This window comes from Pseudomonas sp. ACN8 (genome assembly GCF_002303925.1).
Lineage (GTDB): Bacteria > Pseudomonadota > Gammaproteobacteria > Pseudomonadales > Pseudomonadaceae > Aquipseudomonas.
Genome location: NZ_MRCS01000035.1, coordinates 1 through 13,058 on the forward strand (window position 1 = coordinate 1; position 13,058 = coordinate 13,058).

The window sequence follows — 13,058 nt, forward strand, 5'->3', positions numbered from 1 at the left end:
ACCCCCTGTAGGAGCGAGCCTGCTCGCGATGGTAGGAGCGAGCCTGCTCGCGATGGTCGTGAACGATGACGCGTGCTGCCTGGAAAAACGCAGCGCCTTCACATTCATCGCGAGCAGGCTCGCTCCTACAGGGGGTAGGCGTGTTTACAGTGTTAGAGTCAATCGGCTGACCAGTGCCCCCGGCAATAACGCCGAAGCCGTCGCCCGCTGACTATAGGTACTCGCCGACAGCAACATTTCGCGCTCCTCGGTCAACGCTTCCAGCTGTGAACCGAGCAGGCTGAACGCACTGTCATCGAAACGCATGGTGCTTACCGGTGCCTGAATCTCGCCGTTCTCGACCCAGAATGTGGCAAACCGGGTCATGCCGGTCAGGCGTGCGGCCGGTTGATCCGAGAAGTTCAGGTACCACAGGTTGCTGATGTACAACCCCGTGCCCAATTGCTTGAGGATGTCCGCGTCAGGCAATGCCCCGGCTTTCATATTCAACGCGCTCGGCGATTCACCACCGCTGGCGCCATTGGCGGTCAAGCCGTATTCGGCGGCGCTGCGCGAGCTGACCAGTTGTGCCCCGGCCTTGCCGTCGACGATCAACTTAAGATCGTTGCGTGGATAACCTTCATCGGAAAACGCCGGGCTCAGCGAGCCGCTGACTTTTTCATCCAGCGAGACCAGCGGGCTGAACGCGCTGTCGCCACCGTAGAGCTTTTGCAGCGGGCTGCTTTTGCTGGCAATCGACTGTGCCGAGAAACCACCCCAGCACAGCATGCCCATGATTTCTTCCAGCGCCGCCGGTGCCAGGTAGGCGCGGTATTGGCCGGGCGGCAAAGTGCGCAGCGGCCGGCCCAGAAACTCAAGCTGTTCGCGGGCCTGCTGGAAGCGTCTGGCAAAGCCTTCGCTGTTCCAGTCGTGCCCGGCGTAGCTGGCTTTCACGGCCTGGCCGTTCTCGTGGAACAGGCTGAAGTCGAAGTTGAAACTGTTGGCCTGATGCCAGCCAAAGGCGCCCGAAGAATTGGCAAAGCCACGACTGATCGGGCCGGCAGCGTAGAACCCGACAAGGTCCAGGCCTTCGGCGGCCTGGGTGATTTGCGCGACGACCTGCTCGGTGTCCGGCAGCGGGTGCGACTGCACGTTGTTGCTCTGCCAGCCGTTGTGGTTGAGCAGCAGGTACGGGTCCGCAGGCAGCAGTGGCAGGGTTTCACGCAACTGTTGCAGACCTTCGCTCAGGCGCTGCGCATCCACCTGCGGATCGCCGGCCAGGGTGATGTGCAGGTCGGCATGGCGGCCTTCGTTGATCAGTTTCAGGCCGATACTCGCCTGCTGCACCTGACCGGCCTGACGCACCTTGGCATGGTTGAATCGTACGAAGGCCGACGATTCTGCGGCGTAGCTGAGGGTGAACTGCTCGGGCTCGAGAAGCGCCTCACGCAAGCTGTTGACCAGCGCCTTGAACGACGCGGACTGGCTGTTTGAAGGATTCATCAGGCGTCTCCTCCGAATACATCAACGTTGCTGAACACGCAGGCCGGTGATGCGTGGCCGACGCGGATCACCTGGTTCGGTTCACCCTTGCCGCAGTTCGGTGTGCCGAGGACCTTCAAGGTACTGGCATCGCCGACGGCGCTGAGGCTCTTCCAGAATTGCGCGGAGATGCCCCGGTAGTTGGGGTTCTTCACCACGCCCTTGAGTTCGCCATTTTCGATCAGTTGGCCCCATTCGCAGCCGAACTGGAATTTGTTGCGCGCATCGTCGATCGACCATGAGCGGTTGGTCGACATCAGCACGCCGTGTTCGATGCCGCCGATCATCTGTTCGATGGATTGATCACCGGGCTCGATGTTGAGGTTGGCCATGCGGTCGATCGGCGGGCGGTTCCAGCCACAGGCACGGCTGTTGGCGACACCGTCCATGCCGGCACGGAATTGCGATAACGCGCCGCCCAGCGGACGCAGCAACAGGCCTTCGCGGATCAGGAACTGTTTGCTGGCAGGCGTTCCGTCGTCGTCATGGCCATAGCTGGCGAGCTCTTCGGGGATGTCCGGGTCAAAGGTCACGTTGAGCAGGCCGGAGCCGTATTGCAGGCGGCCGAAATCGCAGGCAGTGACGAAACTGGTGCCGGCGTAATTGCGCTCGTCGCCGAGGATGCGGTCCAGTTCCAGTGGATGGCCGATGGACTCGTGGATTTGCAGCATCATCTGGTCGGGCATCAACAGTAGGTCGCGTTTGCCTTGCGGGGTATTCGGCGCCAGGAGCAATTGCAGGGCCTGATCGGCCACCTGGGCTCCGGCACCGATCAGGCCGCAGCGGCTGATGACGTCCGCCGCGCCTTGCTGACCGAAGTTCTCGCGGCCAAGGCTGCGGGTCTGGCTGTCGCTGCCGTCGTAGGCCGTGACGTCCAGGCCGGGGTACACAAAGCGTTGGGCCTGGCGCAGTTCGGCACCGGCGCTGTTGAGGTAGATCTGCTCGACGTGGGTGATACCGAGGCTGACCTGCCAGTTCACCAGGCGGTCATCCTTGGGCACTGCGGCGGATTCGGCGCCGAGCAACTGGTAGCAGTCGCTCAGGGACGGGAAAGCCTGATCGAGGTTGGGTGAAAAGTAATCGGCGCGGTCGCTGGAAACGGCTTGTTCGCGCAGGTCCAGCAAGGCGTGGGGCTTGAGTCGACGGGCCTGGAGTTCGGCGCGTTCGAGGGCGGCTTGCAGGCCCTGTTGCGACAGATCGTTGGTGGCCGCATAGGCCTCGACGCCATTGACCCGCACGGTCAGCATCGCCCCTTCGTCACGGCTCAGGCTCGGCGGTTCGGCGACGTTCTTGCGCACCGACAGGTACTGCCCGGATTCGCGCACATAACGCAGGGAAAAAAATTCGGCACCCGTGCGCAAGGCAGCGAAGCGCTGCTTGAGCTGGGGATGGAAATCGAACATTCGTGAACCTCCTGGAAATGGAGTGGCGATGGCGCGGTGCTGCGAGGAGAGGAGTGAAACGATTGCGTGGCGCTAGATTAGGCCTGCAAGGGGGGAGGATCAAGTGAAGAGGGGGTGTGGTAGGCATTACTGTGAATCAGGGAGAGGTGCGCTGATTTGTAGGGCCTCATCGCTGGCAGGCCAGCTCCCACATTTGATCTTCAGTGTTCACAAAATATGTGTTCACTACCGATCCCCTGTGGGAGCTGGCCTGCCAGCGATTAGCCGTAACGCAGTGTAGCGCCTTACGCAGTCTGGCTCAGTTCCCGCACCGGCTTGCCCTTCACCGGCGCTTCACCCGCCACATAGTAAGTGGCGGTGCTGCGCGGCAACGGCTTGCGGCCACGGATCTTGTCGGCGATTTTCTCGGCCATCATGATCGTTGGTGCGTTGAGGTTGCCGGTGGTGATGATCGGCATGATCGACGCATCGACCACCCGCAGGCCTTGCATGCCATGCACGCGACCTTCGCCATCGACCACGGCCATTTCGTCGGTGCCCATCTTGCAGGAGCAGGACGGGTGGAACGCGGTTTCGGCGTGTTCGCGGATGAACTTGTCCAGTTGCTCGTCGCTCTGCACGTCGATGCCCGGGCTGATCTCGCGACCACGGAAGGCGTCCAGTGCAGGTTGCTGCATGATTTCCCGGGTCAGGCGGATGCCGTCGCGGAATTCCTGCCAGTCCTGCTCGGTGGCCATGTAGTTGAACAGGATGCTCGGGTGCTGGCGCGGGTCCTTGGACTTGGCCTGGATGCGCCCGCGGCTTGGCGAACGCATGGAGCCCATGTGCGCCTGGAAACCGTGCTCTTTCACACCGTTGCTGCCGTTGTAGTTAATCGCTACCGGCAGGAAGTGGTACTGGATGTTCGGCCATTCGAATTCCGGACGGGTACGGATGAAACCGCCGGCTTCGAACTGATTGCTGGCGCCAATGCCGGTGCCGTTGAACAGCCACTCGGCACCGATGGCCGGCTGGTTGTGCAAGAGCAGCGACGGGTACAGCGAGACCGGTTGGGTGCAAGCGTATTGCAGGTACAACTCAAGGTGATCCTGCAGGTTTTCACCGACGCCCGGCAGGTCGTGGACCACCGGAATGTCGAGCTTGTTCAGCAGTTCGGCCGGGCCGACGCCGGAGCGTTGCAGGATCTGCGGCGAAGCGATGGCGCCGGAGCACAGCAGCACTTCCTTGCGCGCCTTGACCTCAACGCGCTCTTCAGCGGCGCCGACCAGGTAACGCACGCCGACCGCACGCTTGCCTTCGAACAGGATCTTGTCGGTCAGGGCGTGGGTGACGATGGTCAGGGTCGAACGCTTCTTGGCCACGTCCAGGTAACCACGGGCGGTGGAGGCACGACGACCTTTGGGTGTCACGGTGCGGTCCATCGGGCCGAAGCCTTCCTGCTGGTAGCCGTTCAAGTCTTCGGTACGCGGGTAACCGGCTTGCACGCCGGCTTCAACCATGGCGTGGAACAGCGGGTTGTTGCCGGCTTTCGGCGTGGTCACGCTGACCGGACCATCGCCACCGTGGTAGTCGTTCGGGCCGATGTCGCGGGTTTCCGCTTTACGGAAATACGGCAGGCAGTCCAGGTACGACCAGTCTTCCAGGCCTGGCAGTTTCGCCCAGCCGTCGTAGTCCATGGCGTTGCCGCGGATGTAGCACATGCCGTTGATCAGCGAGGAACCACCCAGGCCCTTGCCGCGACCGCATTCCATGCGACGGCCATCCATGTGTGGTTCTGGGTCGGTTTCGTAGGCCCAGTTGTAGCGACGGCCTTGCAGCGGGAACGCCAGGGCGGCCGGCATCTGCGTGCGGAAGTCGAAACGGTAGTCCGGGCCGCCCGCTTCGAGCAGCAGGACGGTGACGCCGGCGTCTTCGGTCAGACGAGTCGCCAGGGTGTTACCGGCCGAGCCGGCACCGATGATGATGTAGTCGAATTCTTGGGACATTGAATGCACCCTCTTTGATGTTGGTCAGGTCTGGCCTTGGCGAGTGCTGTGCACTCGATCGCCAGCAGGCTGGCTCCCACAGGAGTACGCGTTCCAATGTGGGAGCCAGCCTGCTGGCGATGACGGCCTCGCAGGCGAAGCGGATATCGCCTTAGAACACCGAGACGTAATCGCCCAGCTCGACCTGTACCGATTTGATGCGGGTGAAGTTGTTCAGCGAACTGATGCCGTTCTCACGGCCGACACCCGACTGCTTGTAGCCGCCAACCGGCATCTTCGCGTCGGACTCGCCCCAGGCGTTGATCCAGCAGATACCGGCTTCCAGTTGATGAATCACGCGGTGCGCGCGGTTCAGGTCCTTGGTGACGATACCGGCAGCCAGGCCGAAGTCGGTGTCGTTGGCGCGGCGGATCACTTCTTCCTCGGTTTCGTAGGACAGGATCGCCATCACCGGGCCAAAGATTTCTTCACGCACGATGGTCATGTCGTCGGTGCAGTCGGTGAACACGGTCGGCGCCACGAACGCACCCTTGGCGAATTCGCCGTCGGTCAGGCGCTCACCGCCGCACAGCAGGCGGGCACCTTCTTCCTTGCCCTTGGCGATGTAGCCCAGCACGCTTTCCATGTGCGCAAAGCTGACCAGCGGACCGAAGTTGGTGTTTTCGTCTTCCGGGTTGCCGATGCGGATGCGTGCAACGCGCTCGGCGATCCTGGCTTCGAAAGCGGCCTTCAGGTGAGCCGGTACGAACACGCGAGTGCCGTTGGTGCAGACCTGGCCGGAGCTGTAGAAGTTGGCCATCATCGCGGTGTCGGCGGCGCGATCGAGGTCGGCGTCGTCGCAGATGATCAGCGGGGATTTGCCGCCCAGTTCCATGGTCACGTCCTTGAGCGAAGAGCTCGAAGCGCTGGCCATGACTTTCTTGCCGGTGTCGGTGCCGCCGGTGAACGAAACTTTCTCGATGCGCGGGTGCTCGGTCAACCAGGTGCCGACTTCACGGCCGCTACCGGTCAGGACGTTGAACACACCGTTTGGCACGCCGGCTTCGGTGTAGATCTCGGCCAGTTTCAGGGTGGTCAGCGAGGTGACTTCGCTTGGCTTGAAGATCATCGCGTTACCGGCCGCCAGGGCTGGCGCGGATTTCCACAGGGCGATCTGGATCGGGTAGTTCCATGCGCCGATACCGGCCACGACGCCCAGCGGCTCGCGACGGGTGTAGACGAACGAAGTGGTGCGCAGCGGAATCTGCTCGCCTTCGATGGCCGGTACCAGGCCTGCGTAGTACTCCAGCACGTCAGCGCCGGTGACGATGTCGACGTAGCGGGTTTCAGAGTAGGCCTTGCCGGTGTCCAGGGTTTCCAGGGCGGCCAGTTCGTCGTTGCGCTCGCGCAGGATTTCCACGGCGCGACGCAGGATGCGCGAACGCTCCATGGCGGTCATGGCGGCCCAGATTTTCTGGCCCTTCTCGGCGCTGACGACGGCACGCTCGACGTCATCGAAGGTCGCACGTTGCACTTTTGCGAGGACTTCACCGTTAGCCGGGTTGATGGCTTCGAAAGTGGCGTCGCTGCTGGCGTCGCTGTACGCGCCATCGATGTAGAGTTTTTGCAGTTCGAAACGGGCCATAAAGTCCTCGCAAGAGCATTAAGTGGCTGGCGCGGTTCGGTGGTTGAGCGTTTATGTGTGCTCTAACTCACCCGCTTTGCCAGTTGGGTATCCATGTATTCGTAAGCAATCTGTTGCGCCTGCTCGGTGTCGAAAGCGTCTCCCGACAGCGCGCCGCGCAACCACAAGCCGTCAATCAACGCTGCCAGGCCTCGGGCGGCACTGCGCGCATCCTTGAGCGGCAGCACACGGCGGAACTGGCAGCACAGGTTGGAATACAGGCGGTGATCGTTGATCCGCTGCAACCTGTGCAAAGACGGCTGGTGCATGCTGGTGGCCCAGAAGGCCAGCCAGGTTTTCATTGCCGGGCCATTGACCTGGCTGGCGTCGAAGTTGCCTTCGATGATCACCTGCAGATGTGCCCTCGGGCTGTCATCTGTCAGCGCCAGTCGGCGCAGGGTGACGTTCTCGCTCAGGACGGCCATCAGGTACCCCATGGTGGCGGCAATCAGGCCGTTCTTGTCCTGAAAGTAGTGACTGATGATGCCATTCGAGACACCGGCCAAACGGGCGATCAGCGCAATGCTGGCGTCCCCCATTCCGACCTGATCGACGGCCTGCAAAGTGGCTTCGATCAATTGCTGGCGACGGATGGGTTGCATACCGACCTTGGGCATCTTGCACATCTCCTTAGGCCTTCCGGTGGACGTACGACGGCAACCGGGTTGAAGGCCAGTCTATTTTGTTTTGATTGAACGTTCAATCAACAAAGAATAAGATCTGCGACAAATCGTCGCTGCCTGCAGATTTTTCCTATATGTAGCGGCGGAAAAAACGACTTCCGAAACTGCTCGAAACCTACGCGCTGCGGCGCTCCAGGGGTTTCGGGCTTTTTTCGGGCTGTCTTTATATCACCCGCCGGTCGGCTGCCCACTAACCGATTGGTCGGGTAACCCGTTTGCCTTGCGTTCTTCTCTCGCACTGCCCGGAGCATCTGTGCCATGAGTTCTGCCTCGCTAATAAAGACCCCACCCGAGAAGGTGACGGTCAACGGTTGGGTGTTCTACACCTCTACCGCGTTGATTCTGTTGTTGACCGCCATTCTGATCATCGCCCCGCAAGAGGCCGGCAGAATGCTGGGTACGGCGCAAGCCTGGTTGTCCCGCAGCTTCGGCTGGTACTACATGGTGGTGATTGCCGCCTATCTGATTTTTGTCGTCGGCCTGGCGTTTTCGTCCTACGGCAAACTGAAACTGGGCAGCAAGGACGACACCCCGGACTTCAGCTACGGCGCCTGGGCGGGAATGCTGTTCTCCTCGGGTATCGGCATCTCGCTGCTGTACTTCGGCGCGTCGGAGCCCCTGGACCATTACTTCAACCCGCCGGAAGGCGTGGCCGGCAGCAACCTTGCCGCCCGTCAGGCCGTTCAACTGACGTTCCTGCACTGGGGCTTGCATGGCTGGGCGATCTACGCGCTGGTAGGTTTGGCCGTGGCGTACTTTGCCTACCGGCATAACCAGCCGCTGGCGTTGCGTTCGGCGTTGTATCCGCTGGTGGGCGAGCGTTGGGTCAAGGGCGCGGCCGGACACGCGGTGGACGGCTTCGGCATGTTCGTGACCCTGCTGGGCCTGGTGACGAACCTGGGGATCGGTTCGCTGCAAGTGTCATCGGGGCTGGAAAACCTGTTCGGCATGGAACACAGCAACACCAACCTGCTGATCGTGATCATCGTGATGAGCACCGTGGCGACCATCGCTGCCGTGTCGGGCGTGGAAAACGGCATCCGTCGTCTGTCCAACCTCAACATCGTGCTGTTCAGCGGCCTGCTGATTTTCGTCCTGCTGTTCGGCCCGACCCTGCACCTGCTCAACGGCTTCGTGCAAAACGTCGGTGACTACCTGAACGGCGTGGTGCTCAAGACCTTCGATCTGTATGTGTACGAAGGCGACAGTGAGAAGTCCGACCGCTGGCTCGGCCTGTGGACCCTGTTCTACTGGGCCTGGTGGATTTCCTGGGCGCCATTCGTGGGCATGTTCATCGCGCGTATTTCCCGTGGTCGCACCGTGCGCGAACTGGTGGCCGGTGTGCTGCTGATTCCGCTGGGCTTCACCCTGGCGTGGCTGTCGATCTTCGGTAACTCGGCTTTGGACCTGGTGATGAACCATGGGGCGGTGGAGCTCGGAAAGACTGCGCTGGAACAGCCGTCCATGGCGATCTACCAGTTGCTTGAGCATTACCCGGCGTCGAAGGTTGTGATCGGCGTGTCGATCTTTGTCGGTTTCGTGCTGTTCCTGACCCCGGCGGACTCCGGCGCGGTGATGATGGCCAACCTTTCGTGCAAGGGCGGCAATGTCGATGAGGATGCGCCGCACTGGCTGCGGATTTTCTGGTCGGCGGTGATCACCCTGGTGACCATCGGCCTGCTGTTCGCCGGCAACTTCGAAGCCATGCAAACCATGGTAGTGCTGGCCGGTCTGCCGTTCTCGGTGGTGCTGGTGTTCTTCATGTTCGGCTTGCACAAGGCCATGCGCCAGGACGTGCAGATCGAACAGGAGCAAGCGGAGCTAGCAGCGCGCGGTCGCCGTGGTTTCAGCGAGCGTTTGACCCAACTGGACTTGCAACCGAGCCAGTCGGTGGTGCAGCGCTTCATGGACAAGCACGTGAGCCCGGCGCTGGAAGACGCGACGGCGCAAATGCGTGCTCAAGGCCTGCAAGTGCAGACACTGCTGGGCAAGTCCAAACGTTGCATGGGCGTACGGGTGGAGATGGAAGAGGGCAACCCTTTCGTCTACGAAGTGAGCCTGGATGGCTACCTGGCCACACCGACCGAGTCGGCGCAGTCCGATGAAGCACGTCAGCGTTTCTATCGCGCCGAGGTGTACCTGCACAACGGCAGCCAGGACTACGACTTGATGGGCTTCACCCAGGATCAGATCACCCGTGACGTGCTCGATCAGTTTGAAAGCCATCGGCAGCTCCTTGGCCGGGTTTACAGCTAAGGTGTGAGTGACGCGGTGTTTCAGTCAGAAGCTCCGCGTCGGCATCATCGCCAGCAGGCTGGCTCCCACATTGGATGCATTCCCCTGTGGGAGCCAGCCTGCTGGCGATGGGGCCTTCAACTTCAACACAGCAGCGCCCGCTGTCCCGATAAACAAAAACGCCGCGATTCTATCGCGGCGTTTTTGCATCTGTTGCCTTACCCCAGGTTCTTGCCGAGCAGTGCGTGATACAGCTCGCTGTCGCCAAGGATCCCCACCACCTTGTTGTTGTCGTGCAGCACCAGCTTGTTGCCGGTCTGATAACGAATCTGCAACGCGTCGCGCATGCCGATGCTGGAGTCCACCAGAGTCGGCTTGCGTTCCAGGCCTTCGACGGCTTGCCCAGGCATCCAGTTCTGCAGGTCCATGTTCGAGCCGTTCTTGCGCGCGCCTTTGATGGTGTTGCCTTCAGCCAGGTCCAGCCACGAATCGCCGCCCGGATCGAGACATACCGAACCGTTGATGCGTTTGCAGTTGTCCAGGCTGCGCATCAGGCTGCGGCCGCACAGCACGTTCAACGGGTTGGTGTGGGCTACGAAGGTCCGCACGTAATCGTCCGCAGGGTTGAGGACGATTTCTTCCGGTTTGCTGTACTGGATGATCCGGCCGTCCTTCATGATCGCGATACGGCTGCCGAGTTTCAGCGCTTCATCAAGGTCGTGGCTCACGAAGACGATGGTCTTGTGCAACTTGCGTTGCAGTTCCAGCAGCTCGTCTTGCAGGCCCTGGCGGATCAGCGGGTCGAGGGCCGAGAACGGTTCGTCCATCAGCAGAATGTCGGCGTCCATCGCCAGCGCACGGGCCAGGCCCACGCGTTGCTGCATGCCACCGGACAGCTCATCGGGTTTCTTGTTGCGCCACTGGGCCAGGCCCACCAGCTCAAGCTTTTCGTCCACCAGTTTGCGTCGTTCCTTTTCCGGACGACCCTGCATTTCCAGGCCAAAGCTGATGTTCTCGCGCACCGTCAGCCAAGGCATCAGGGCGAACTTCTGGAACACCATCGCGATGCGCTTGGTGCGCATCATTTTCAGTTCCGCCGGGGTACAGGAGGCAATGTCGATCTGCTTGCCTTCGTGTTCGACGAACAACTTGCCACGGCTGACGGTGTTGAGGCCGTTGATGCAGCGCAACAGGCTGGACTTGCCGGAACCGGACAGGCCCATCAGTACGCAGATCTCACCTTTTTCGATATCCAGGCTGGCCTTTTCGACCCCCACGATCTGCCCGGTCTTTTTCAGGATCTCGTTACGGGTCATGCCTTGATCCAGCAGCTTGAGCGCCTCGCGTGGATCCCTGGAGAAGATAACGTCAACGTTATCAAAGCGAATAATGCTCATGCATCACCCCCTACTTTGGCGTCGGGTTGTTTGCAGATACGGTCGAGCATGATCGCCAGCAGTACGATCGCCAGGCCTGCTTCGAAGCCCAAGGCGATATCAGCAGTGTTCAGTGCGTTGACCACCGGTTTGCCCAAGCCATCGGCACCCACCAGTGCCGCGATCACCACCATCGAAAGAGACAGCATGATGCACTGGGTGATGCCGGCCGCGATGCTTGGCATGGCGTGGGGCAGTTCGATCCTTGAGAGCAATTGGCGACGCGAGCAGCCGAAGGCCTTGCCGGCGTCCATCAATTCTTCCGGAACATCGCGGATACCCAGGTAGGTCAGGCGGATCGGCGCAGCGATGGCGAACACTACCGTGGAGATCAGGCCCGGAACCACACCCAGCCCGAAGAGGGTGAGGGTAGGAATGAGGTACACGAAGGTCGGTACGGTCTGCATCAGATCGAGTACCGGACGCATTAAAGTATAGAACATCGGCTTATGCGCGGCGACGATGCCCAGCGGCACGCCGATGACCACGCAGACCAGGGTGGCGAACAGCACCTGGGCGAGGGTTTCCATGGTTTCCTGCCAGTACCCCAGATTGAGGATCAGCAGAAAGGAGGCAACGACAAACGCGGTCAGGCCCCATTTGCGTTGAATGAAGTGTGCCAGTAGTGCGATCAGGCCGATCAATGCCAGCGGGTTGAACCAGGTCAGCGCAAACGTCACGCCGTGGATCATCGTTTCCAGTGTCACGGCGATGGCGTCGAAGGTGTTGGCGCCGTGTTGCGTCAACCATTCAACGAAGCCTGCGATGTACTGGCCTAGGGGTATTTTCTGATCAATCAGCATGGTAGTGAACGTCCGCATGCAAGGAAATAAACAGCCCGGGCAGGCGAACCTGCCCGGCATAAGCGATTACTGCAGTTTGGCTTTCACGGCCTCCAGGCCAGGTTTACCGTCAATGGTGGTCACGCCAGCGAGCCAGGTATCGAGCACCTGTGGATTCTTTTTCAGCCAGGCCTTGGCGGCCGCGTCAGGCTTCATCTTGTCGTCCAGGATGTTGCCCATCAGTTCACTTTCCATGTCGACGGTGAACTCCAGGTTCTTCAGCAACTGGCCGACGTTGCCGCACTCCTGCGCATAACCCTTGCGGGTGTTGGTCGCCACGGTGGCGGCACCGAAGTCCGGGCCGAAGAAGTCATCACCACCGGTCAGGTATTGAATCTTGAAGCGCTTGTTCATCGGGTGCGGCGCCCAGCCGAGGAACACCACGGCGGTGTCGCGTTTCTGCGCGCGGTCGACCTGCGACAGCATGCCGGCTTCGGAGGATTCGACGACTTTGAAACCGGCGGTCTTCAGGCCGAAGGCATCCTTGTCGATCATGCTCTGGATCAGACGATTGCCGTCGTTGCCAGGCTCGATGCCGTAGATCTTGCCGTCGAGCTCTTTCTTGAATTTGGCGATATCGGCGAAGTCATGCAGGCCCTTGTCGTACAGCGCCTGAGGGACGGCGAGGGTGTACTTGGCGCCCTTGAGGTTGGTGCGCACGGTTTCCACGGTGCCGGCATCGCGGTAGGCCTTGATGTCGTTTTCCATGGTCGGCATCCAGTTGCCCAGGAACACGTCCATGTTCTTGCCGTCGGCCAGGGACTTGTAGGTCACGGGCACGGAAATCATGGTGGTCTTGGTCTTGTAGCCGAGGGCGTTGAGCACAACGCTGGTGGTCGCGGTAGTCGCGGTGATGTCGGTCCAGCCGACATCGGAGAAGTTTACGGTACTGCATTGCGCCGGTTCTGCGGCTTGCGCCAGAACCGGCAGACTAAGCATGGCGGCCAACAACAACGACGGGGAACCTTTCATGGATGGACTCCTTGGTGTTTTTTTTGGCAGTGTTCCGACTGGACCACCGCACTTATAGGTTGCGGTTGGATGGCGTTCTGGAGACAGCTCTACCACGTCGCCTTGCAATCGAGTCGATATGATCATGTACCAGTGAAAATCTGACGCCTACAGGGTGCGTCGTATCCAGTACAGGGATGGTCGCATCCAGTGTCGGTGACGTCGTTTACAGATTTTTTCAGCCCGATTTCCCCCTCTGAACCGCAAAAAAACGGTGAAAACACAGCGTAAAAGACACGCGGCGCTGGTGGGCATGAGTGCGTCGGTTAGAGACGTCGA

At 60.7% G+C, this 13,058-nt stretch carries 9 protein-coding genes; 1 reads left to right on the forward strand and 8 read right to left on the reverse strand.

The features are described from left to right. Positions 1-144: 144 nt before the first annotated feature. The 5 genes from BSF44_RS19335 to betI form a co-directional block, all read right to left on the reverse strand. Positions 145-1,482, reverse strand: a complete 1,338-nt coding sequence (locus BSF44_RS19335; protein WP_095944872.1) for a TldD/PmbA family protein — start codon at positions 1,480-1,482, stop codon at positions 145-147. Continuing rightward, positions 1,482-2,924 (reverse strand): TldD/PmbA family protein, encoded by a 1,443-nt coding sequence (locus tag BSF44_RS19340; RefSeq protein ID WP_095944873.1) that lies wholly within the window; start codon positions 2,922-2,924, stop codon positions 1,482-1,484. Before BSF44_RS19340 ends, BSF44_RS19335 begins: the two co-directional genes overlap by 1 nt. Before the next feature lie 284 nt (positions 2,925-3,208). Beyond that, on the reverse strand, positions 3,209-4,909 hold the full coding sequence (betA, locus tag BSF44_RS19345) for a choline dehydrogenase (protein WP_095944874.1): 1,701 nt from the start codon (positions 4,907-4,909) through the stop codon (positions 3,209-3,211). 151 nt (positions 4,910-5,060) lie between these two features. Next, the gene (gene betB / locus BSF44_RS19350; protein WP_095944875.1) at positions 5,061-6,533 is read right to left on the reverse strand and encodes a betaine-aldehyde dehydrogenase; all 1,473 of its coding nucleotides are present in this window, start codon (positions 6,531-6,533) and stop codon (positions 5,061-5,063) included. Between the two features lie 62 nt (positions 6,534-6,595). Further along, positions 6,596-7,189, reverse strand: a complete 594-nt coding sequence (gene betI, locus BSF44_RS19355; protein WP_095944876.1) for a transcriptional regulator BetI — start codon at positions 7,187-7,189, stop codon at positions 6,596-6,598. Between the two features lie 381 nt (positions 7,190-7,570). On the opposite strand from betI, the gene BSF44_RS19360 reads away from it, so the two are divergent. Continuing rightward, positions 7,571-9,511: a BCCT family transporter gene (locus BSF44_RS19360; protein WP_224789981.1), complete on the forward strand. Its 1,941-nt coding sequence runs from the start codon at positions 7,571-7,573 to the stop codon at positions 9,509-9,511. Between the two features lie 197 nt (positions 9,512-9,708). On the opposite strand, the gene choV is transcribed toward BSF44_RS19360, so the two are convergent. From choV to BSF44_RS19375, 3 genes are all read right to left on the reverse strand, one after another. Then, positions 9,709-10,887 (reverse strand): choline ABC transporter ATP-binding protein, encoded by a 1,179-nt coding sequence (gene choV / locus BSF44_RS19365; RefSeq protein ID WP_095944878.1) that lies wholly within the window; start codon positions 10,885-10,887, stop codon positions 9,709-9,711. Continuing rightward, positions 10,884-11,729, reverse strand: a complete 846-nt coding sequence (gene choW, locus BSF44_RS19370; RefSeq protein ID WP_095944879.1) for a choline ABC transporter permease subunit — start codon at positions 11,727-11,729, stop codon at positions 10,884-10,886. The genes choV and choW overlap by 4 nt, the downstream gene beginning before the upstream one ends. A 66-nt stretch (positions 11,730-11,795) precedes the next feature. Then, positions 11,796-12,740, reverse strand: a complete 945-nt coding sequence (locus tag BSF44_RS19375) for a choline ABC transporter substrate-binding protein (RefSeq protein ID WP_095944880.1) — start codon at positions 12,738-12,740, stop codon at positions 11,796-11,798. Between the last annotated feature and the right edge of the window lie 318 nt (positions 12,741-13,058).